Source organism: Paraburkholderia sp. BR14374, assembly GCF_040948685.1.
Classification (GTDB): domain Bacteria; phylum Pseudomonadota; class Gammaproteobacteria; order Burkholderiales; family Burkholderiaceae; genus Paraburkholderia; species Paraburkholderia youngii.
Genome location: NZ_JBFPKF010000030.1, coordinates 16,341 through 38,777, shown reverse-complemented (window position 1 = coordinate 38,777; position 22,437 = coordinate 16,341). Strand labels below are relative to the sequence as shown.

The window sequence follows — 22,437 nt, the reverse complement described above, 5'->3', positions numbered from 1 at the left end:
ATAGAAACCGCTACGTCCGAGACGACAGCAAGCACGGTCGTTCCTGATCCGCCATCCCAATTTTGTGGCCACGCTTATTTCATCTATCGCGCGCAGCAACTCCTTTAACGCGAGTGGCTTCTTGAGACGTAGACCGCCAGGCCCGCGCTCGACTTGGACGACCGGATGGCGTTGCGTGCGGCGGTATTTCAGGGTCGAGCTAAAAAGGCGGCAAGCTCAATCGTCCGGTTGGCGCCGAACCGACAACCACGTCCCCGCCGGACAACGGAGCCAATAGCCGCTCCACACGCGGCCGCGCCACCGCCAACCCCGTCCCGATCCCACCCACCAGCCCCACCCCGTACAAGGCTAGAAAGGCCGTATAGGACATCGCCGGGGCGATAAGGCGCGCCACGCCTACAAAAGACGCATAGAGCCACGACACCGAACTGATGGCCCCCAACAAGACGCATATCGTCGCCGCCCTACGTGGGCGACGCTGCGGTGTGGTCAGCATCGGAAACGCGACTCGATGCAGCAGCAAGCCGTTCGCCGTCAGCAGGCATACCACTGTCAGCTTTGCAGCCAGCTTCGGCTTGGAGACCAGCACAGCCATATGTAAGCCGGTGCCAAGCAGGATCATAGCGACGCCCGTTATCCAGAGCAGGCCGAGCAACCCTGCAATGGTACGTCCGGTGGCTTCCAGTCTGACGGCATCAATGCGCCGAGCTGTGAGCAGCGCCACGTCTTCCCGCAACACGCGCGCGATGGCGAAGGCGAAGACGAGGGTGTGGCTATATAACAAGAGCTGGCGAGCGGTGATGGTAAGCATGTTCATGACGGGCCTCACTTCCTTATGAGGGTTTCGCGGACCGACTCCTGGCCGGCGGTCGGTGATCGTTCTTTGAGGCGCGTGGCCTTCCAATTTCCGACCAGAGCCCACTGTGCCGACGGTTGCATTTAACGGCTTGCCGACTCGACCGTTCTAATCGTCAGTCCGGCTGGTGAGCGTCGCGGCTACTGCTCGACAAAGCTTCGGGAATCTGGCCAGCTACTCCCCGTATGATCTTCCGGCAGTTCCGGGCGCTTCGTTGCGACACAACGGACGTCAACAGTTTTGCGAACTTGCTCACGGCAGGGTCTCTCATAGGGTCCTGTCATTTTTTTGATAGTGCAAGGAAGATGATAGATGGGCCGTATGTTTTTACTACGCACGTTGGGAAAAAACCTGTTGTGTTGTTCGTGTTGTGTTGGAAAACGAACATAACGAGGACAAGTAAAAAACGGTTCTAGAGCTACGCGAGGAGGTTGTCCTCGCAATCTTTTTATTCAACAACAGCGTATCTCTCCCGCTGCTGCGTGTGCTGACCGATCGCGGCACGGAATACTGCGGCAATCCCGAGCATCACGAATATGAGCTGTATCTGGCCGTGGAGGATATCGATCACACTCGTGCCAAGGCCAAGTCGCCGCAGACCAACGGGATCGTCGAACGGCTGCACAAAACCATGCTCAACGAGTTCTATCGTGTGGCCTTCCGAAAGAAGATCTACGAATCGATAGACGTGTTGCAGACTGATCTTGATGCGTGGCTCGACAGTACAACAGTGAACGTGAACATCAAGGACGATGGCGTTACAGCAAGGCCCCGATGCGCAGCTTGCTCGATTCACTGCAACTCGCCAGGGAGAAACTCATTCCCCATTGATCGCGTCTTCTCTATCGGCCCAGCCTACCTCTCAGATCGAGTTTCAGCTAACACACTTCAGCTATGGGATTCGTGAAATAGGGGCAAGGTCACTTTCCGGCCCTGAACGCTCCCCAAGATCATTGGAAAGATAAGGAATTGGAAGCGTCGCGGCCGCAGAGCAGGCAGGACCGCCCCGTGGAAAAGTGCTCATCGTCCACCACCCTCTGGACGTTCGTCGCTTCCGATTCGCAGACCGCGAAAAAAGTAACCTGCGGGCGCCTTTTTATCGGAAGAATAAGCCTATTTTTTGCCGTGCTCTAACCTCGGGCCCACTTTCTGCCGACATCCAGTAGTATCTCTTACCTGATGAGAGGCTCGAAAAGGTAATTGTTACTGAACCACTATCGCTTATTCCCTTTTTGCGAATTCGCTCGCTGACTGCGCAAAGGCAGGTCAAGTGAGGATCGCTCCGGTAATCGAAATCCCTCCGACAAGCAGTTCGATAGAAAACGCGGCGCCTTGATGAACGCCTGGGAGCCGTCGTCCGATCGTATTGCAGCGGTTTGATAAGCATACCGAATTAAAAGATGCAACCACTTTCTGGCGCACGTCAGACCCGTGTGACTCGAGTGCTTACCAACTGAATTTGGCCGGGTCTTCCGGCTGCGGATTATTTCTGTGATCAATCGACGACGATTTCTCGGCTGCGTGACGGCAGCTGCAAGCAGCTATGTACTGGTGGCGTGCGGTGGCGGGAGCAACAGCGACGCCACTGCGCCTGGCAGCAACAGCAGTGCGGCCAAGGCAAACGCCAGCGTATCCACCTCACCTAACGGCACGACTACCCCGCCGGCAGCGTCCATTGTCGACGCCTCCGGCATCGTGTGGACGACCTCGAACGGGTATATCTACAGGAACGGGACAAAAGACCCCTACTCGTACAACGTCACAATGCTGCTGTGGTACAACGGCAGCGTCTTCCAGCAGAACACGAGCGGTGATTATTATGTGTGGCTTGGGACGGGGTGGACAAACTCTGTCGATCCGCGCCTCATTGCGGCCAACGGTACGACTTCTGCCAACGGCACGACAACCCCGCCGGCGTCCGCCATTGTCGACGCCAGCGGCAGTGTTTGGATGACCGCCAACGGGTATATCTACAGGAACGGGACCAAAGACCCCTACTCGTACAATGTCGTGATGCTGCTGTGGTACAACGGCAGCGTCTACCAGCAGAACACGAGCGGAGATTTCTATCAGTGGATTGGGTCGGGATGGACACCGGCTTCCAATCCCTGCCTCGGGGGCACTTCGGCCAACGGCACGACAACCCCGCCTGCGGCGTCCATTGTCGACGCCAGCGGCATCGTGTGGATGACCTCCAACGGGTATATCTACAGGAACGGAATCAAAGACCCCTACTCGTACAACGTCGCGTTGCTGTTGTGGTACAACGGCAGCGTCTACCAGCAGAACACGGGCGGGGATTTCTACAAATGGCTTGGGACGGGCTGGACACCCTCTGTCGATCCGCGCGTCGGAGGTAATATTTCGGCCAACGGCACGACAACCCCGCCGGCGACGTCCATTATCGACGCCTCCGGCATCGTGTGGACGACCTCCAACGGGTATATCTACAGGAACGGGACCAAAGACCCCTACTCGTACAACGTCACAATGCTGCTGTGGTACAACGGCAGCGTGTACCAGGAAAACACGAGCGGCAATTTCTATCAGTGGCTTGGGTCGGGATGGACGTCCTGTATCGATCCGCGCCTTGGCGGCACTTCGGCAGACGGCACGACGATTCCGTCCGCCGCCTACATCATCGACAAGTCCAGCAACATCTGGACGCTTTCGAACGGCTCTATCTACAAGAACAAGGTCAAGGATCCGTCCTCCTCCAACGTGAGCCTGCTGTTGTGGTATGGCGGCATGATCTACCAGTCGGGGACGGGCGGGCAGTTCTCTGTCCTGACATGGAACGGCAACTGGTTACCGTGTACGGACCCGCGTATCGCCGCGGCGGCGACGCCGGGCGCGTTCTACGGCATCAACGGGCACTACGATTATACGTTTACGCCCGCGCAGGTCGTCGGCGCGCTGCGTGCGCTAGGATGCACGACGTATCGCGTCGGCGTTTTCAATACGCCGACTCAGATAAACGCGTTGGTAGCCCTGGCAAGCGCTTTCAAGTCCGCCGGACTGACGCTTTTCCCGCTCGTCGAATACGGGCTCCGTGACACAAACAACAACCTGTACACGAGTGAATCGGCGGCCTATCAGGCTTCATTCTCAGGGGCTGCGGCGATTGCCACGGCGCTGGCGCCGTATGGCGTCACGATGTACGAATGTGGCAATGAACTGACCCGCGACGGGGCGATCATCCTGAATTCGGCAACAGCCGGAACAGGCAGGGGCGACTTCAACAACGCGAACTGGCCGATCATGCGCGGCGCGATGCGCGGCATGATCGATGGCATCAAATCCGTGCAGCCGAACGCCAAGTGCGGTATCAACTTCTGCGTGGCGGACGTCGCCGCTTCCGACATGCTCTGGGATGGCTTGCAGCCGAATGGAACGAGCGGTTACCCTAAGGTTCGCTGGGACATCACGACGTGGCACAACTACCAGCCTTATGGCGATATCTTCGATGTGGGCTCGGACGGTGCCGGTCCAGGCTTCAACCTGCCGATCTACTGCAAGGCGCGCTATGGAGTGCCGTTCATCATCTCCGAATGGAACGCTGCCCCCGAAGATACCGAAGCGTTCCGCGCGACCTACGTCAATCAGCAACTCGGCGAATTCTATGCGGCGCGCAAGACGTCTGCGGTTCAGTCGGTGATGTACTACGACTTGACGAGTGGTGACCAGACGTTCGGCATCGTCTCGAACAGTCTGATACCGATCCAGCCGACTTACGGTGCGTTCCAGAGCTTCGTCGCAGCCAATCCTGACACCTGAGCCGATGCGGACGCCAGAGTCGGTATTCGCGATCGTCACGGCACTAGCATGTCTCGATATGCCGAATGTGCGTAAACGCTAGCGTTTTCACACCTGGCTTCTGCGTTTGAGAAGGTGCGCAATTGCGTCGGCAGCGAACGCTTCGAACGCTGCGAACGCAAATCACGGCTGGGACGACCGGAGCTTTCTTGAGTCTGCGGGTGACACGCATTGGTGGCGGCAATCACGGTTTCGATTCCGCAAGTGGCTCAATGAGACGGGATCGCTCCGGAGTTTCACAATGGGGGCTACACCGGAACCCGCTACTAGTTTCCGGGACGTGCGGAAAAGCTGCGCGTCATCGTTCAACGTTTTTCTAGTTCTAGAGGTTTGATATGGGAAGTCTCAGCATCGGTCATTGGCTAATCGTTCTGGCCATTATTGCGCTTGTTTTCGGCACCAAGAAATTACGTACCGCCGGTTCCGACCTGGGCGGTGCCTTCAAAGCATTCAAGGAAGGCATGGGTGGTGGGTCACCGTCGACCACTAATGCAGCCGCGGCCCAGCCGACGATTGATGTTCAAGCGAAGGATGTAATCGCGAAGTAACGGACCCGCCACATTAGCATCCAGAGCCACAGCCTCCGGTTTACGGAAATTCGCTCGTTTCTGCGGTGTGCTCGGTACAAGCCCCTATCTCGCCGATATCCTGCCAAGCGGCCGCGCCGAGATCGTCCCACTCAATGTGAACAATAACGAGCCTCCGGTGCCGGCTCCAAAGGCAGTTGATGGTTGAGAGTGTGAGTTCGGCGATGCAGGTAGCAGGCGTCCGGCCGCTCGATAGCTCCACCGTCGGCAATCCGCCACATTGCTGACCTAAAATGCTTCTTTAACGATTCTGCAGGCCCCGTTGGACAACGTCTACAAGCGACGAAGCCAGTTCCTGGGTACCCCAAGCAGCATGAGTCGTGACACAGCATCAATCGCCGACTTCACGCATGTGTACGTCGATATCACCACGCGGAGACCGACAACTATCACCGACAGCTTCAAGACGGCGCTCGATAGGCTTCGATCGTACGCCAGCTGAATTACGTCCATCGCATGGATTTCTGGTCGCATGCTCGGAACGACCCCTTCGGAAACGCGGCGACTTAGTGCGGACTTCATTCGGGACGTGGATTACATGGCAATCGCACCGCAGGCCGATGCAGATGAGTTCTTGTTCGGCGCGTCGCGTGACCTATCGCGCCATCAATATTCCTCTGTTATCTGGTCGCATTCCTCGACAGCGTCAACGTCAGCATCGCGCCACTGCAGACTTCGCGGTTTCTGTTTTAAAAGCCCGCGTAGACGGCCTGTCTTCGATCCACATCATCCATTGGAGCGCCGACCATTTCCGCCGCGTTTTGCCGACGCAACACCACTCGCTGGAAAATCCGACATGCGCCGCAATTTTAGGTTCATCGCCGTAATTGCCCGACAGTTGTTTGACTAACCGCTCGGCAAAGCCCCGATACTTCTCCCACGGAATGGTCGTCACCGGCCGCATGCGACCGCGTGGTCCACGCTTGCGGATGATGCGGCGACCGAGGAAGACGAAGCCGTCGTTCACGTGTGTGATATGGGTCTTCTCCGTATTCAGCGCGAGCTTCAGTTCGCCTTCGAGGTGAAAGCTAGACACCGTCGGGTGTCGCATAACAAAACTTTTACCCGCCCCCATCAGACGCTAATTTGAAAGTCACCGCGTCGCGATGCCAGATCGGCGAGAACCCTCCGGTCAATAGTTACTGACTATCCGAAATGATGCGCCGCAACTCGATGTTGGCGTTTGGAGCAGACTCTGTTGCACGTGAATGCGGCGCCGGCCGTTGGTGCAGTTTTTGTTGTGCGCTCATATGGGACCTACGAGGCTTCCTCACTCTCCTTGACATGCAAGCAATCTCTTGCCTATAGTAAATGCAACAGATTACTTGCCTATAGCCGTTCATGGCCGAGCTCCCCGACGACACAGACCTGCTATTCAAAGCCCTCGCCGATCCGAGCCGGCGCAAGCTTCTGGACGTGCTGCATGCGCACGACGGCCAGACCCTGAACGACCTGTGCGAGCACCTCGACATGACGCGGCAAGGCGTGACGCAGCATCTGGGCCTGCTGGAAGCGGCGAACCTCGTCGTGACGGTGCGCAGCGGGCGCGAGAAATTGCACTTCCTCAATCCAGTGCCGCTGCAGCAGATCTACGAGCGCTGGATTGCCAAGTTCGAAAAACCGCGCCTGAAGGCGCTCTCTTCCCTGAAACGACGCCTGGAGAAAGGCAATGACTAGATCGACATTCGTCTACGTGACCTATATCCGCACCACGCCGGAACAGTTGTGGTCGGCGCTCACCGACGCGAAGTTCATCAAGCAGTACTGGTTCGGCATGCGCTGCGATAGCGAATGGACGGCGGGCTCGTCGTGGAAACTCGTGTCGAGCGCGGGGGAGACTTTCGACGCGGGCGAGATCATCGAGGCTGTGCCGCCGCGGCGCCTCGTGATTCGCTGGCGGCATCAAAAACGGCCGGAGCTGCAGGCCGAAGGCGATTCGCGCTGCACGATGGAGCTCGAACCGAGCGGAACGGCGGTCAAGCTGACGCTCACGCATACGATCGAGCGCGATCAGTCGAAGTTCATCGAGGCGGTGTCGGGCGGATGGCCGAAGATCATGTCCAACCTCAAATCGCTGCTGGAAACCGGCTCGATTGCGTTGCAGGAGGCTTATCCAGCCAATGGCGGCAATCATGCCGGGAAGGCATGAAGCGGGGGCACACTGAAGCGCGACAGGCATCGCTTGATCGCAGGCTCGAAAGCCGTCCGTCCGCGAAAGCACGCTGATAGAATCGTCTGTCTACCCTCGCCCGTCTTAGGAAACCAGCATGGAAATCCAACCCTATCTGTTCTTCAATGGCCGTTGTGAGGAAGCCATTGCGTTCTATCGTTCGGCGCTCGGCGCGCAGGAGTTGCTGAAGCTGCGCGCGAAAGACGCGCCGCCCGATCCCGCTCGCCCGGTCGCGCCCGAACACGCCGACAAGATCATGCACGCGACACTCGTCATCGGTAACACGCACGTGCTGATGTCAGATGGCGATTGCCGCGGCGGCGATACCGTGCATGCGGGCTTCAGCCTGTCGGTCACCGCCGACGACCAGGCGTCCGGCGAGAAATATTTCAACGCGCTGGCGGATGGCGGACAGGTCACGATGCCGTTTCAGCAGACCTTCTGGACCAGCGGCTTCGGTACGTTGATCGACCGCTTCGGCGTGCCGTGGATGGTCAACGTGCGGCACGAGGAGCCCGCGGCATAGCCTTTGGAGCGGGCCTTCGTTGAGTCACCTGCTGCGCGCGGTTCCGCGTCCCCTTCTATTCAGGCGAAACCGGGACGAAATAGATAAGAGCAGGAGCCCCCGAGCGCGTGGAACGGCGCATGCTGCCCCGAAAGCGAACCAGCCAGGAGAACCGTCGATGCAGGAAGTTCATCTCCACCGCGGCTTCACCATCACCGTGCTCGTCGAGGACGACCCGGCCGGCGGTTCGTCGATCACCACGCGAATCGATCGCACTGGTACCGACGCTCGCGACCTCGAAGACTGGACCGCTCCGCGGCATGCGCGCTCCGCGCTGCGCGGCAAGCCCGCGATCGGCGAGGCCGTCGACAATGCTCAGCGCGCGATCGACTCCGCATTGGGCGACCCCGATCCGTTGGACGAATAGTTCTGCGATGCGCCGGGCCTGAGCGACGCCTACTGCGTCGCGGACGCCCCGCTCGCCGGCGTGCTGTGGACCGCCGCGGCGTGGCTCGCGGCGGGCGATGCGCTCGCTGCCGCGCCCGCCTCGCCGTTCGCACGCTTCGCCGCGTCGCTATCGCCGGGTGTGCCACGCGGGCTCGCCGAATTGCTCATCACGCCGCTGCTCATCTGGCCCGTCGAGATGCGGCCGTTCTCGGCCGACCGCTTACAGCCGGATGCGCCCGCCATCAACGCAATGGCCGATAGCGCGATCAGCATGTTTGTCGCAACTTGTCGCATGATTCGCTCTCCCTGGGATGACTCGGCTCCAGTAGCGAAGCATTCGACATGCCCATCCCAGCCCTGTGCGGCTGGATACCCTCGCGCGTACACGGACCAGGTCGAGAAAACGAGGTTCGGGACTTGCCATCGAGAAGGGGGCATCAAGCCTCGTCGTCCTCTCCGACGACGCCGAACTCGGCCGTCGTTTTCACGTAGAACAGATACAAACCCTCAGCGCGAAGACGATCGAACAGCCGATCGGCTTCGTCGCTCGTCACCGCCATCACGATGGACAACGGTTGATCGGCAAGCTCGAAGAAGTGCGCGGAGTGAATGCGGTGATGATGGCCGATGCCTTCGCAAGCCGGAATCACGGTCGCGCCGCGCAGGCCGAGTTCGCTCGCGAGACGCACGAGCCAGTCTGCAAGCGGCTTGCCATGATGGCTGCGCCCCTGCTGGGTGAAGAACGTGATCTGAAAGCCGTGCATGTCAGTGCCTCCCCAATGCGGGTCGGGCCGGGCAAGCGCCGGTTGCAACCGATTCGGCATACCGGCTCGCCACATCACGGCTCAGGAAGGTCATGAGAACAGTTTAGATGTCGGGCCGCGCGTGTGCCAGGTCGAAGCTGGCCACGTGCCGCGCGGTCCCGGCTCACTGACCGTACACGTCGAAATCGAAATACTTTTTCGCAATGCGGTCGTAAGTGCCGTCGGCGCGGATATCGGCAATGGCTTTGTCGATCTTTTCCTGCAGATCGGTATCTTCTTTACGCAAACCGATCGCCGTGCCGCTGCCGAGCGTTTTCGCGTCGTAAAGCGGATTGCCGGCAAATCCGAAGTCCTTGCCGCGCGAGGTGCGCAAAAAGCCGATATCGGCTTGCACCGCGTTCTGCAATGACGCGTCGATACGGCCGGCAAGCAGATCCGAATACACCAGATCCTGATCCTGATACGGCACGATCACCGCGCCGGCCGGCTCCCAATACGTCTTCGCGTAGGTTTCCTGAATCGAGCCCTGCTCGACGCCGATGCGCTTGCCCTTCAGCGCTTGCGGCGTCGGCTCGATCGACGAGCCCTTCTTCGCGACGAGACGCGTCGGAATGCGGAACACCTTCGACGAGAACCCGATCTGCGCCTGACGCGCGGGCGTCATCGACATCGTCGACAGCACGCCGTCGAATTTGCGGCCTTTCAGCGCGGCAATCATGCCGTCGAACGAATTCTCGATCCACACGCATTTCGCGTTTAGCCGGCGGCAAATCTCATTGCCGAGATCGATATCGAAGCCGACGAGCTTGCCGTCAGCGGCTTTCGATTCGAACGGCGGATAGCTCGCGTCGACCCCGAACCGCACGGTCGACCAATCCTTGGCGATTGCGCTCCCGGACGATACGGCCAGCAGTGCAATCGTCAGGGTGGCCAAGATGGCTTTCATTGTTGCTCCTTATCGGCTTTTTTTGATGAATTCAAACAGGCGGCGCAGCGTTATACGCCGGCCGCGAGAAAGCCGACATTCGACCGTGTTCCGGCCGTCTGCACAAATTCATTCAAAAAATCAATTCATGCAGGCCGCGCATAGGCCGGCCGGCGCCTACTCGGGACTGGGAATGGCGATGAACGGCACTATGTCGGCGTTTGTCCGCCCGGTGCTTCTGCCCTTCCTCGGTGGCTGGTTGAGTTGACCGTCACTGGCAACGCCGGTGATGCCGTGTCCGACATCTTTGCTCTTGACGCCTTGACGCAATTTGCCGTCGGATCCCGTCGACGCGCAACATGAGTCCCGCCGCGTACCAGATGTCGCAAAAGTCCTGCCAGGAAGGCGCAATGCGCTGAGAAATCGGCATGCACCCGCGACGCCAACTGCTATTCTTCATATGCGACGACTCACGCCTTTCCGGCCGGCTCTGCGGGGTCGTCGCTAACCATTCCGCACGCACGCGGAAAGGGAGCTGTATGTCACATCCGGAACAACCTCGGCCCACGCCACGCACCCCGAGTCGACGGCAGTCGAGCGGACCCCTCTGGCTCTCCATCGGTATTTCGCTGGCTGGACTGTCCCTCACACCTGTGGCGTTCGCGGCGGGTAGCCTGCCGCAAGGCGGCCGTTACGTCGCCGGCACCGGCACGATAGCGGGCGCAGGCAACAGCCTCGTGATCACGCAATCCGGTTCGACACGTGGTGTGATCGACTGGAACAGCTTCTCGATCGGCAGAAGCAATAGCGTGACGTTCAATAACGGCGGTGGTGCGACGCTGAACCGCGTGACGGGAGGCTCGCTCTCCGCGATCTTCGGCAAGCTCAGTGCCACGGGCAGCGTGTATCTGGTCAATCCGCAAGGTATCGTCGTGGGTCCATCCGGCGTGGTGACGACGGGTGGACGCTTCGTCGCATCGACGCTGGACACGGACAACTGTGCGTTCATGAATGGCGGCGCGCTCACCCTGTCGGGCAACTCGGACGCGGTAGTCGTGAATCTCGGGAAAATCAGCTCCAGTGGCGGCGACGTGTTCCTGATCGCGCGGACCGTAATCAACGGCGGCACCGTCAATGCGCCTGACGGTACGGCGGAATTCGCGGCCGGGTCGAAGGTGCTGCTGCAGGATTCGTCGAGCGGCCAACAGGTATTCGTCCAGGCGGGCAGCGCGGGCAACGTGGTCGATTCGGGTACCACGCGCGCCGCGCAGATCAGCCTGCAAGCCGCGGACGGCAACGTTTATGCACTCGCGGGCGGCGGCGCGCGCATCCGTGCGACGGGCAGTGCGACTCGCAACGGGCATGTGTGGCTCGTGGCGGACGACGGCACGGTGTCGCAACGAGGCGCAATCGTAGCGAAGAACCCGGACGGCAGTGGAGGAACGGTCGATACCGAGGCAGCGCAACTGTCGTTCCAGCGCGGCGCCGCCGTGTACGCCGGTCGATGGAACATCGCAACGCCATCGCTTACCGTGGACGCTTCAGTGGCGCGTGCGCTCCAACGCAGCCTGAATGCAGGGAGCACGGTCGAACTCTCTACCACCGGCCCCAACGGTGCGGCCGGTGACCTGCTGATCGCATCCGACATCGACTGGCGCGGTGCGTCGGCGCTGACGCTCGCGGCTTACCACAACGTCGCGCTTTCTCCGGGCGCGACGATCCGCGACACAGGTTCTGGCAACCTTACGCTGCGCGCGGACGCGACGGGCATCGATAACGGCGGCAGCGTGACGAACGGCGGCACGATCGACTGGTCGAAGAGCACCGGGACGGTCAGCGCGCTCTACGACATGAACGGCACCTACACGCCGGGGACACTGCTCGCCAACACGACCTGGACAGCGCCGACCGACAGCGGACTGATCACTCAGATTACCGGCTACCAGCTCGTCAATTCACTTGCGGATCTGGAAAACATTTCGCTCGATCTCGCCAGCAACTATGCGCTCGGCAAGGACATCGACATCGGCACGCCACGTTGCTGCGGCACTGGCGTTTATGTGCCGATCGGAACTGGCGCCGCGCCGTTCGCCGGACAGTTCGACGGCTTGGGCCATACGATCTCGAATCTGAATGCGTGGCAGAGTGTTCCCGCCACGGGCAATCCGGCGAATCCCGAGGCAGCCAGTGGTCTATTCGGTGTGGTCGGCGCGACGGGCGTCGTTCGCAACGTCAGCGTGAGCGGCTTCGTGAGCATCAGCGGCTATGGCTCCTTCGGCATCCTGGCCGGCGTCAACGACGGCCAGATCGTGCGCGCCCAGACGAGTGGCAGCCTTTCCTTATCTGAACCTTTCGTTTCGATCGATGCGATGAGCGGCGGTCTCGTGGGCTCGAATTACGGCACGATCACACGCTCGTCCAGCGACGCGGCGATGGTGAGCGAGGGCGTGTTGGGCGGCCTCGTCGGATACAACTTCAGCACCGGCGTAATCCGGCAGTCGTATGAATCGCAAAGCCCGGACATCCCGCCGTCGTTTGGACCGGGCACCGTGAATTCCGCGGCTCACGGTCTGGGCGCCGGCGGTCTGGTCGGCACAAACGACGGTCTGATCACGCAGTCATATGCGACCGGCTCCGTTACGTATGCGCCCGACTACTGCGGTGGTGGTGGCGGCTTCCCCTGCTTTGGCACGGGGAGCGCGGCGCTCGTTCAAAGCAACACCGGCACGATCGAGCAATCTTTCGCGACCGGCACAGTCACCCAAATGGTCCTGGCCGGTCGTGGCCCCCCGCCGTTCGGCCTGGCGCTAAGCAACACCGGCACGATCGCCAACGACGTCTACTGGGACACGCAGACAACCGGGGCCACGGTCGGCGTGGGCACGGGTACTCCGGTGCCGATCGCGAATGGACTCACCACCGCGCAGATGAGCGTGCCATCTAGTTTCGGCCCGACGTTCGACTTCAGCTCAACCGGCGTCTGGGCACTCCCGGCCGGCGCGACCCATCCGGTACTGCGTTGGCAAGTCGCTCCTTGAGGGGAACGATCATCGCGGGGACAAACAACCGAAGGGCATGGCTTCACGGAGTGACCCGAGGTACGCAGAGGTAGCCTTGGCTGAGGCGCTTAAGTCCAAGGGCTTATGCGACCGTTGTATCGCTTCTGGACTGAGCCACGCGCAGTGGATTGCCGAACTCATACTTCAACCGATCAACGAACCCGCCGTCATTGTCGAGGTGGGAAGAAACGTCTCTGTTGCATGCTCGGAATCAATTGAACCAGTAATCCAGCTGCGCCTCGGATTGTTCCCCGAACGTGCCCGCAAATCCGCCGACGCCGCACAACAGCGCAAGATCGCCTGTCCCCGATCCGGGAACAACGAACCATGTCGCCTTAATCTTGCCGTTCTCGACGATTCCGGACCCTTGAAGCACGAAGCTACCATTGCGCCCGCCCAGCTTTGCGCGAACCCTCTGCACGCTGACCATACTTGCGGATCGATCGTCGCGTCGAACCTGCAATGCGCGAACATGCGAGTCACCTTCAATGTCCCCAGAAAATGTTTCGTCAATGTTGATCTCTACCAAGGCGGGTTTCGCGGATTGATCGTAGGGCGTGGCCCCCAATGCTCGTACAGCGACTTTTGCCGAGGCACGCGTGCGCGGCGCCGCGTGGGGCCCTGCAGGAGCCATATTGGCCTCCTTCGCCGGCCGAGGGCCAGCCGACGGCGATGTGCCGAGACAGGCGATCAACGACGATGCAATAGCTCGGAAGCTAATCATATTTCTCCCTGCAATACAGATGATTGCGTCTCCGACCACAAGGTCAGCGCTCCGATCTACCTGGGGTTTGCAAACCCGTCAATGGATCAGCTTCACGCGTTGACCGGGCGCGTCGCGGTCACCTTCCAGCCCGCGCAATCATCGTGCCGAGGCGCCGGCGATCGACACTCAAATCCACGTGGCCCGACGGCGCGACGATTCATTTGATGATATCCATCCACTTCCGACGAGACGAAGAACTTGACCGGGAAATGAAAGCTCGCACCCCGTACGGACAGTCAAAGGGCATGAAAGCAGCCCGTCGGCCCTGCGGGATTTCGCAACAGAACTGCGGTCCAGCCTCCAACGAGGCGCCGGAAGGCCGGCCAGCCTTAATTCTCAACCCTAACGACGCGGACGCTGGGAAACGGCCTTTGCTCCTCTTTCTCCGCCATGCTGTGGCACGCTTGCCGGCCGCCCAGTTGCCGCGCGGAGGGGAACCATGAAGCCCTCGATCGACACCGGGCTCGAGACGTCCCTGAACCTCGAGAGCGTGCACGTTTGCTTTTAAAAGGGCGGCCTCCTCTTCCTCGTGGGCCTCGAACACAAGGTCTGGCGTGTATTCGGCAAGGTCCCCGACATCCTGGACGTCGAAATTTCCACATCAGTCACCAGTTCGCGGTAAGGGAGATGGTCGGCCGGTCGCAATCGCGGGCGATGCCGCGCACATCCATTCGCCCGTGGCCGCGCGGGGTGATGCACCTTGGCATCGAGGACGCCTGGGTCTTCGCGCACTGCGCAGCCGACTTTCTGGCGAACCAGCCTGGGCGCCTCGAGGACCACGGGCGGCTTCACCACGCCGTACATGTAGGTCGTGAGCCACACCAGGCTCCTGACGGAACTCGTGCACGGCCGGCCGAAGCTCGCCGGCCTTCTGCGCGACAACCTGATACCGGGGTTCACGAAGTATGGTTTGTCGGCGCACGCCTTGGTGGCCTTGCTGACCGGGCTCGATTCCGACGTGCGCCTGCACCGAGCGGCTTGTAAATGGGAGAACTGGATGGCGAACCATAAGCGGACGCCTCTGTTCTCTCGAACAAGTCGCAGCCATGGTCGAACGAGCCTTGCAGGTGGCTGAGTTTGAATCACGGCAAACGAGGTATGGCGGTGTCGGAAACCTCGCCCTGGTCAAACAGGATTGCTGCCCGCGCTGAACGCAGCCCGAACTTCGTTCACCGTCTGTTCAGGCGCTTGCAGATGCGGAAAGTGGCCGAGTCCAGGGAGGACCAAAAGCTTCAGACCGCTACGGTCGGCGTACTCGACGCCCATTTCCTTCTTGATATAGATATCCTGCTCGCCCCATACCACCTTCACAGGGACCTTCAGCTTTTCCATATTGGCTTCGAAGTAGTCCTGGTCGCGGGTAAAGGATGAGTAGTAGTGGAAGAAGGCGTCTGCCGACGTGACATCACCGCCCCAGCCTTTCGCCATATCGTCCCGGAACTCCTGAGGCAACGCGTAGCGCTCCTCTGCCGACATGCCGCGGAAGAATGTGTTTGCCAGGATTTCGTCACGGTTCCTGTTCATCGCGGCACGCACGGCGTCGGACGAAGCCTTTGACTTCAGGCCCTGCAGGCTATCGTACATATACTGTGGGCGGTTGAATGGGGCAAAGTCGCCCACAATGATCTGCCTGGCGATATCGGGTTGCTCCAATGCCGCCAGCAGCGCGGGCAGGGCCCCGATATCGGTTGCATAGATCACCAGCTTCGAACTGTCGATGCCAGACGCCCGGATATATTCTGCCAGCACGTCGGCATAATCCTTCGGCGCGTAAGCAAAGCGATCGGCGCCTGGACGCGAAGACTGTCCGTAGCCCGGCCAGTCGAACGCATGCACCTCGTAGTCGCTGGACAGAGATTCGGCAATCGGTTTCCAGGCATACATCGTCTCCGGGAAGCCGTGCAGGAACAGCACCGTACCTTTTGGATGCGCAGGCCGATAGACCATATGACGCAGCGTAACGTCAGGATTGACGTGCACCTCGCCGACTTCAAGCTTCGGCGCCGAGGATGACGTCGGTACAATCTTCGGTGCGGAAACGCCCACAGCTGCTGCGGAGAAGACCGTCGCCTTCGTTACAAGTTTGCACATGATCGTAGCTCTCGTTCAGTGTGAAACTCCATGGCGCGCCGAAAAGCGGCGGCGCAGCAACCCGGTACGCTCCAGCGCTTTCTACTGGGGGCAAGGCGGAGTCAAAAGCTTGCTCAACGGCTTCAGGGGACCTATTGGGAGGAGCGAGAATGTCATCAAGTGCGCTTTCCCCAATGGAAGTGCCTCGAGCATTTCATGTGCTTGACTCATGTCGGTAACGTTCAGGATGAAGGCCACCCCAGCCCGGTCTTGCAGTGAATACCACTGATCAATGTTGCCCTCGAGGTAGAGCTGCGCCGTCTGTTGAATTTCGGACGGAAGAATGTGTTGGACGAGTTGCATGTCCGTGCCCGGCGGAAAGGTACCAATCGCCAGGATCTTCGTGGTTGGCGTGGATGGCATCGGAGGGGTGTGCGCCATGGAAACTCCAGCAGAAGCGACCAGCACAGAGGCTGTTGTCAAATTTAAAAGAAACCGTTTCGTCATGCGGCCTCGAATACCGGCTGTGAGTGCAGGCTTCAGACGGTCAGTCAGGCCGGTCACGCGACAGCGATCGCGTGCGCCATCGGGAACATCAGTCATCGAACTATCGCTTCGGCGCCCCCTGCCTCGCGTGAGACCACCCCCGATCCCGTATTCAGCGCCGCGGCTTCCGACCCCGTCAGATAGCGATCGCGGAAGCGCTCGTCGACCCGCTCCCACATCAGTTTCGAAAACAGCAGCATCGCATTGAGCGGACGATGGTTGATGACGACGGCCTCCGTCTCGCCCTGTTCGTTTATGTGGGCGACGACAAGCGTCTCAATCGGCACACCTTGGATCTGCGAGCGATAAGACTCCATATACAAACCGTCACCAATCGCGCCCTTATAGCTGTGATGCTGGAATTCGTAGAGCGAAACCGCGTGTTTGATCACGGAAAGAATGTCGGCTCGTCCTTCGATCGGACGCTTCAGGACGGTGGCTTCGAGCGTTGCGTTTTCAGCGAGGTTCGTCAGCCAGAGCGGCGGACCGCCAGCGGGTGCCATCACGGGGGCTGTGTCGTTGAATTTCATGCCGGAACTCCGTTACGATTTGCGCGCGATGCCTGCGCTGGTGGCCTCGAGCGCTGCTTCGAGCGTGAAGTGTGCCTTTTCGAGGCGGCGTCGCGCGAGCTGATGAGGATGTCGGTCAGTTCCTTGACGAGTCGGGCTTCGGCCTCAGGCGTCAAGGCGTCCTCGGGCCACAGTGCGTCGATCATCGGCATGTTGCTGCTCCTGTTTCAGTTGATCGGATGTGGCCATGATCAGGGTTTACTGGCGTGGCCAGAAGTGGCAGCATCGCCATTATTCGAGGAATTTCAGACACGCGTATGGCTATCGTCCGCATCTGGGTCTATGACGGAATCCTCGCGTCCGGCGTCGCGGGGCCTGTTGACGTCTTCAGCGCCGCTAATCAGTTCCATGCGCGCAGGACTGCAGCGGGCACGACGTCCGCACCCATGTTCGTGTGGCGCGTGGAATCGCTCGACGGGCGTCCCGTTACGGCTGCATCGGGTCAAACCATTCAGGTCGACGGAAAAATCGACCCACGCAAACGCGCGGATGCCGTTCTGCTGACAGCACCGTTTTTCTCGAACATCGACGAGTTCATCGGGCGCCGCGAACGGTTGAACGAGCTGTCTTCCGCACTGCGGCGCCAACGCAAGGCAGGCGCTGTTCTGGCGGCTTATTGCACGGCGAATTACCTGCTCGCCGAGGCCGGCCTGCTGGATGGCCGCGCCGCAACGACGCACTGGGCGAGAGCGTCGGACTTCGCGCGCCGCTATCCGCGTGTCGAAGTTCGCGCAAACGAACTTCTGATCGCACAAGACGGCATCATCTCGGGCGGCTCCGTGACCTCGTACCTGAATCTCGCGGTGCGGCTCGTCGAAACATTCGCCAGCGCAGAACTCGCTACGATGACTGCGAAGGCGCTGTTGATCGACATGAACCGGACGTCGCAGGCTTCCTTTGCAACGCTTCTCGACGAACATGGGCATACCGACACGCTCGTCGCGCGCGCCCAGCAGCAGATGGAAGCTACGTTGCAGCAGGGATTCCGGTTGAGCGAACTGGCGGCATCGCTTGCTGTCAGCGAACGCACACTCAATCGCCGGTTTAAGGACGCCGTCGGGCTAGCACCGTTAGCGTATCTGCAAAATCTGCGCATCGAGGTCGCGAAACGCTTGCTGGAAACGCGGCCAATCGGGCTTGAGGCGGTGAGTCAGCGTGTCGGCTATGGCGATATCAGCACATTTCGACAATTGTTCAAGCGCAAGACTGGATTGTCCCCGAGTGAATATCGAATGCGGTCTTCGCGTGGCGTGAAGAACATCGAAGCCGATCCGGACAGCAAAAGCGGCTGAGGCTCCGCTGTATCGCCCCCCCGTCGTCACGCCCCTCCCTCTCGCCCAGGTCTTCCTTTGTATCCCAACGTATCTGCAAACAGACTGGATACGCGCGCTTACACACATCCAGCTCTCGGGACACAAACGCGATACGTTCATCCGGTCAAATACGCCCGACGCGAGCCGAACGCCGGGCCGCGAACCGCACGTATGACTTCGTGAAGCTGTACGTCGCAGACTTCACTTGCAACGCAACACGCTGATCAAGGCAGGAGATCGATTCCATGTCAAAAGACACCCCACAATCCGCATCGCGTCGACACTTCGTCGGTGTGGCCGCCGCGGCGCTCGCCGCAGGCTCGCTGAGCCGCCTCGCGTTCGCAGATGCAAACCCGGAAGTCGGCAAAATCGTGGAACCCGCGAACGGCGACAGGTCCGCAATTCGTCCGCTCCACGTTCATGTTCCCGACTCGCAGCTCGTCGACATGCGGCGTCGCATCAAGGCCACGCGATGGCCGGATCGCGAGACGGTATCCGACGAATCGCAGGGTATTCAGCTCGCCACCATTCAGGGGCTCGCGCAATACTGGGCGACCGGCTATGACTGGCGCAAATGCGAGGCGCGGCTGAATTCGTATCCGCAGTTTGTCACCGAGATCGATGGACTCGATATCCATTTCATCCATGTGCGATCGAAGCACGACAACGCGATGCCATTGATCGTGACGCACGGCTGGCCCGGCTCGGTGATCGAACAGTTCAAGATCATCGATCCGCTCGTCAATCCGACTGCGTATGGCGCGCCGGCTTCGGACGCCTTTCATCTCGTGATTCCATCATTGCCCGGTTATGGTTTTTCAGCGAGACCAACCACAACGGGCTGGGGTCCGGAGCGCACCGCCCGCGCGTGGGTCACGTTGATGAAGCGGCTCGGATATCAGCGTTTTGCATCGCAGGGCGGCGATCTCGGCGGCATTGTGACGAACACCATGGCTAAACAGGCGCCGCCCGAACTGATGGGGATTCACGTGAACTTTCCTGCTTCCGTTCCCGCAGAGGTTCTGAAGTCGCTGGCCGCGGGCGACGCGATGCCTGCCGGCTTATCGGACGAGGAGCAGCACGCGTACGAACAGTTGAGCGCCAACTTCAAGAAGAAGCGCGGTTACGCGTTCGAAATGGGCACACGCCCACAGACGCTGTACGGACTCGCCGACTCGCCGGTCGCGCTGGCGTCGTGGCTGCTCGATCATGGCGATGGCTACGGCCAGCCCGCGGCGGCGTTGAGCGCGGCAGTGCTCGGTCATCCCGTCAACGGTCATGCCGCAGGTGCGCTCACGCGTGACGACGTGCTCGACGACATCACACTCTATTGGCTCACCAATACGGGGGTTTCGGCGGCTCGCTTCTATTGGGAATCACACGCGAATTTCTTCCTCGCGGCAGACGTCAATGTGCCCGCCGCTGTGAGCGCGTTTCCGGGAGAGAACTACCAGGCGCCAAAGAGTTGGACCGAAAAGGCATATCACAATCTGATTTATTTCAACAAGCCCGAAACTGGCGGGCACTTTGCCGCGTGGGAAGAACCGATGATTTTCGCGAACGAAGTGCGCACGGGGTTAAGGTCCTTGCGCGCCCAAGTTTGAAGCGCTCTGACGAATGCGCCGGCGGCTCAGCGGTCGCTAGCAGCATCGCCTCAATAGTCGGCTCGCCCTGCGGATGAAACCGCCGCGCCGGGCGTGCGCGGCGGTTCCAGGTTGTGGTGCCCAGCGTACCTCGTGCAGAACACGATCAGAAAGGCCACCATCCCTTACCGCCGCTGCGATCGTCATCGCTGTCCGGCCTGCCGTGGTCATGATCGTGATCGTCGGATTCCCGCTTGAAATCGAACAGATCGAACAGGTCACCGATCGCAGGCGCATTCACCGGCACGTACGGGTTATGGCTGCGTTGGATCGGATTTGGCAGGTTGTCACGACTGCGACCCGTGATCGGCGGCAACCCCCAGTTGCGCTCAATGAATTTGACGAGTGAAGCGTGATCGGAGTAGCTGTGGGAAATGCGTCCTCCGGTCGAGTATTTCGATACTGCGATCATCGGGATGCGCGAACCATCGCCAAAATAGTCAATGGGTTGAACATAGCCTGAATCGTAGTAGCCGCCGCCCTCGTCGGTGGTGATCAGGATCGCCGTCGTGGCCCATAGCTTCGGGTCGCTCTTTACCGCATCGACAAGTTTCCTCACGAACGCCTCGTAAAGTCCAAACTTCGACGATGTCGGATGTCCATCAAGCAAGCCGCCCGGCTTTACAAACGATACAGCTGGCAGATTGCCCGCGCCGATGTCCGCATACAGGTCCGGCAAATCTGCCAGATGCGTGTCCCGCACCTGCTGGTTCGTCATGATCGACGTCTCGTACAGGAACGGATTGCAGATGTTGCAGTAGACGCTTTTCGTCGGATCCTTGATGAAGCTCTGCCAGCCTTCCCCGTAATACTTCCAGGGGATGTGGCGATCGAGCAGCGTGTCCCCGATGGTGCGCACCGGTGACGGCGGAATCGTGAAAGGCGACTTCGACCTGTCGAGTTCCGTGCCGTCGCCGTTATATCCAGGGTTGTAATTGTTCAGCAGGTAATAGTGCTTTGGCGCGCAGTTCGCCTTGGGGTCGTAGGGCAACGATTCGAGGTATCGAAGGATCGGGCCGACGCCCGGCTGGCCCGGGTCCGAACAGTTGCTATAGCTGCCGCCTGAGTAGCCATCCTGGGTGTACCAGTTGTTGGTGCCGGCCACCGGATCGGGATTTTCAATCTGATCCGAAGGTGGCCTTGCCGCGTTGCCGTTGCCGTCGGTGTAGTAGTACGCATCAGCGGCGCCGATCATGATGCTGTTGGCCCCTGTACCGCCCATCACCGGTTGGTGATAGTTGTCGCTCATCGTGTACTGCCGCGCCAGTTGCGTGAAGTACGGCATGTCGCCATTGTTCACGTTGTAAAAGCCGAGCGCATTCGAGCCTTCACCGGTGGTCTGATCGCTAAAAGGCGTGGGTCGCGGCTTACCGTTGCTGCCCGCGCCGATGGTAGTCTCGACCCACGCAAACAGGTCGCCCAGACAGCCACTCGGATTCTCGCGGCTCGCATGCGCGACGGCACAGTCCGCTTGCTGCCAGGCTTGATAGAAGCGGTGCACCGGACCACCCATGTACGCATCATAGAGCGGAGGCTGCAACAGGTACGGACCGTTCAGCAACGCATTGTAGTTGGCCACCCGCGAATCCTCTGCATGCGCCGGCAGCCCTGTCGCGCCGGTCAACAGTTGATCGATGTCGGACGCTTCGAGCGCCGTCCCCTCGGCCTCCGCGGCCGCATCGTGAGTCGCGAATGGTGGCGGGCTCGCATCGCTCGCCGCAGTCGCCGCCCCGCCGGTGTTGGGCGCCGGCAGCGTCCCGTACGGCGTTTTATTCGACGGGGCCAGCGCGAATTTGGCCGGTCCAATCAGTTGCGCCTGATATTGCTGCGCCTTCGCGAAGTGTGGCCCAGGGGAGCCATCCGCATTGACGATGCCGCGCGACAGCAGGTTCCACACTGATTGGCCTTGCGGGGGTTGATAGGTGCCGAAAACGTGATCAAACGTTCGGTTTTCGCCGACAACAATGATCACATGCTTGATCGGCGTCAGTGTTCGGGACGTTCGATCGTTGTCTGCCGCAGATACGCCGGCGGGCAACGTAGCGAACGCTAACGCGGCCACTCCCGCGAAAGCTGCGATAGAAAGTCGTAGGCATACCTTATTGCATCGTTGTGACAGTTGGGACCTCACCATTTGCCGTCTCCTTACCGTTGATTACAACGGTAAGACCTTAGGGCCGTTCCATGAAGCTGGAGAGTCGTTGGCATTACAGACGGCTGTCGTCGTGTGCGCGAACCCGTTGGACAAAGGTCCAGACGCCGGCTCGGTATTGCAATCGTTGCGTGGCTTTTCGACACGGACGCCGCTATCAGTCGACTTCCGAGAACCTGCCATCCCCGCATCACATCTCTGTCACATACTCTTTGTAGGATTCGGTTATCCACTTATCTAGATAACCGC

General features: G+C 60.1%; 19 protein-coding genes and 3 pseudogenes. 11 read left to right on the top strand and 11 right to left on the bottom strand.

Annotated features, from left to right (window positions below):
• Window positions 1–199: 199 nt before the first annotated feature.
• On the bottom strand, window positions 200–817 hold the full coding sequence (locus AB3X86_RS34980; protein WP_368599489.1) for a hypothetical protein: 618 nt from the start codon (window positions 815–817) through the stop codon (window positions 200–202).
• 508 nt (window positions 818–1,325) lie between these two features.
• Here AB3X86_RS34980 and AB3X86_RS34975 point away from each other — a divergent pair.
• From AB3X86_RS34975 to tatA, 3 genes and pseudogenes are all read left to right on the top strand, one after another.
• Window positions 1,326–1,687: pseudogene (locus AB3X86_RS34975) on the top strand (integrase core domain-containing protein); the annotation flags it as partial.
• 660 nt (window positions 1,688–2,347) lie between these two features.
• Window positions 2,348–4,633, top strand: coding sequence for a hypothetical protein (locus AB3X86_RS34970; protein ID WP_368599488.1), 2,286 nt, complete (start codon window positions 2,348–2,350; stop codon window positions 4,631–4,633).
• A 374-nt stretch (window positions 4,634–5,007) separates the two neighbouring features.
• Entirely contained in the window at window positions 5,008–5,220 is a 213-nt protein-coding gene (gene tatA / locus AB3X86_RS34965; protein ID WP_176122729.1) for a Sec-independent protein translocase subunit TatA, read from the top strand.
• A gap of 856 nt (window positions 5,221–6,076) precedes the next feature.
• On the opposite strand, the pseudogene AB3X86_RS34960 reads toward tatA, so the two are convergent.
• Window positions 6,077–6,280: pseudogene (locus AB3X86_RS34960) on the bottom strand (group II intron reverse transcriptase/maturase); the annotation flags it as partial.
• A 320-nt stretch (window positions 6,281–6,600) separates the two neighbouring features.
• Between AB3X86_RS34960 and AB3X86_RS34955 the strand changes: the two are divergent.
• The 4 genes from AB3X86_RS34955 to AB3X86_RS34940 all read left to right on the top strand — a co-directional run bounded on the left by AB3X86_RS34955 (window position 6,601) and on the right by AB3X86_RS34940 (window position 8,361).
• On the top strand, window positions 6,601–6,936 hold the full coding sequence (locus tag AB3X86_RS34955) for a helix-turn-helix transcriptional regulator (RefSeq protein WP_176111653.1): 336 nt from the start codon (window positions 6,601–6,603) through the stop codon (window positions 6,934–6,936).
• Window positions 6,929–7,408, top strand: coding sequence for an SRPBCC family protein (locus tag AB3X86_RS34950; protein ID WP_368599487.1), 480 nt, complete (start codon window positions 6,929–6,931; stop codon window positions 7,406–7,408). Before AB3X86_RS34955 ends, AB3X86_RS34950 begins: the two co-directional genes overlap by 8 nt.
• Before the next feature lie 118 nt (window positions 7,409–7,526).
• Window positions 7,527–7,955, top strand: coding sequence for a VOC family protein (locus tag AB3X86_RS34945; RefSeq protein WP_368599486.1), 429 nt, complete (start codon window positions 7,527–7,529; stop codon window positions 7,953–7,955).
• Between the two features lie 157 nt (window positions 7,956–8,112).
• Window positions 8,113–8,361 (top strand): hypothetical protein, encoded by a 249-nt coding sequence (locus AB3X86_RS34940; protein WP_176121607.1) that lies wholly within the window; start codon window positions 8,113–8,115, stop codon window positions 8,359–8,361.
• Window positions 8,362–8,390: 29 nt separating this feature from the next.
• Here AB3X86_RS34940 and AB3X86_RS34935 read toward each other — a convergent pair whose 3' ends face one another.
• From AB3X86_RS34935 to AB3X86_RS34925, 3 genes are all read right to left on the bottom strand, one after another.
• Window positions 8,391–8,675: a hypothetical protein gene (locus tag AB3X86_RS34935; protein ID WP_176380468.1), complete on the bottom strand. Its 285-nt coding sequence runs from the start codon at window positions 8,673–8,675 to the stop codon at window positions 8,391–8,393.
• 143 nt (window positions 8,676–8,818) lie between these two features.
• Window positions 8,819–9,145, bottom strand: coding sequence for a DUF190 domain-containing protein (locus AB3X86_RS34930; protein ID WP_368599485.1), 327 nt, complete (start codon window positions 9,143–9,145; stop codon window positions 8,819–8,821).
• 163 nt (window positions 9,146–9,308) lie between these two features.
• A complete protein-coding gene (locus AB3X86_RS34925) occupies window positions 9,309–10,091 on the bottom strand; it encodes an ABC transporter substrate-binding protein (protein ID WP_368599484.1) in 783 nt (260 codons plus the stop codon).
• A gap of 518 nt (window positions 10,092–10,609) precedes the next feature.
• On the opposite strand from AB3X86_RS34925, the gene AB3X86_RS34920 reads away from it, so the two are divergent.
• Window positions 10,610–13,108 carry a filamentous hemagglutinin N-terminal domain-containing protein gene (locus AB3X86_RS34920; RefSeq protein WP_368599483.1) on the top strand — a complete coding sequence of 833 codons (2,499 nt, stop codon included), beginning with the start codon at window positions 10,610–10,612 and terminating at the stop codon, window positions 13,106–13,108.
• 232 nt (window positions 13,109–13,340) lie between these two features.
• Here AB3X86_RS34920 and AB3X86_RS34915 read toward each other — a convergent pair whose 3' ends face one another.
• Window positions 13,341–13,763, bottom strand: coding sequence for a DUF3224 domain-containing protein (locus AB3X86_RS34915; RefSeq protein ID WP_368599482.1), 423 nt, complete (start codon window positions 13,761–13,763; stop codon window positions 13,341–13,343).
• 686 nt (window positions 13,764–14,449) lie between these two features.
• Here AB3X86_RS34915 and AB3X86_RS34910 point away from each other — a divergent pair.
• Window positions 14,450–14,710 carry an FAD-dependent monooxygenase gene (locus AB3X86_RS34910; protein ID WP_368599481.1) on the top strand — a complete coding sequence of 87 codons (261 nt, stop codon included), beginning with the start codon at window positions 14,450–14,452 and terminating at the stop codon, window positions 14,708–14,710.
• Window positions 14,711–15,020: 310 nt separating this feature from the next.
• Here AB3X86_RS34910 and AB3X86_RS34905 read toward each other — a convergent pair whose 3' ends face one another.
• The 4 genes and pseudogenes from AB3X86_RS34905 to AB3X86_RS34890 form a co-directional block, all read right to left on the bottom strand.
• On the bottom strand, window positions 15,021–15,986 hold the full coding sequence (locus tag AB3X86_RS34905; RefSeq protein WP_368599480.1) for an alpha/beta fold hydrolase: 966 nt from the start codon (window positions 15,984–15,986) through the stop codon (window positions 15,021–15,023).
• Window positions 15,987–16,067: 81 nt separating this feature from the next.
• Entirely contained in the window at window positions 16,068–16,568 is a 501-nt protein-coding gene (locus tag AB3X86_RS34900; RefSeq protein WP_368599479.1) for a hypothetical protein, read from the bottom strand.
• The gene (locus AB3X86_RS34895; RefSeq protein WP_368599478.1) at window positions 16,565–17,041 is read right to left on the bottom strand and encodes a hypothetical protein; all 477 of its coding nucleotides are present in this window, start codon (window positions 17,039–17,041) and stop codon (window positions 16,565–16,567) included. Before AB3X86_RS34895 ends, AB3X86_RS34900 begins: the two co-directional genes overlap by 4 nt.
• Window positions 17,042–17,142: 101 nt before the next feature.
• A pseudogene (locus tag AB3X86_RS34890) lies at window positions 17,143–17,232 on the bottom strand (Tautomerase enzyme); the annotation flags it as partial.
• A gap of 105 nt (window positions 17,233–17,337) precedes the next feature.
• Here AB3X86_RS34890 and AB3X86_RS34885 point away from each other — a divergent pair.
• Window positions 17,338–18,372: a GlxA family transcriptional regulator gene (locus AB3X86_RS34885; RefSeq protein WP_368599495.1), complete on the top strand. Its 1,035-nt coding sequence runs from the start codon at window positions 17,338–17,340 to the stop codon at window positions 18,370–18,372.
• Window positions 18,373–18,638: 266 nt separating this feature from the next.
• Window positions 18,639–19,997: an alpha/beta fold hydrolase gene (locus AB3X86_RS34880; RefSeq protein WP_368599477.1), complete on the top strand. Its 1,359-nt coding sequence runs from the start codon at window positions 18,639–18,641 to the stop codon at window positions 19,995–19,997.
• A 145-nt stretch (window positions 19,998–20,142) separates the two neighbouring features.
• Here AB3X86_RS34880 and AB3X86_RS34875 read toward each other — a convergent pair whose 3' ends face one another.
• On the bottom strand, window positions 20,143–22,170 hold the full coding sequence (locus AB3X86_RS34875; RefSeq protein ID WP_368599476.1) for an alkaline phosphatase family protein: 2,028 nt from the start codon (window positions 22,168–22,170) through the stop codon (window positions 20,143–20,145).
• Between the last annotated feature and the right edge of the window lie 267 nt (window positions 22,171–22,437).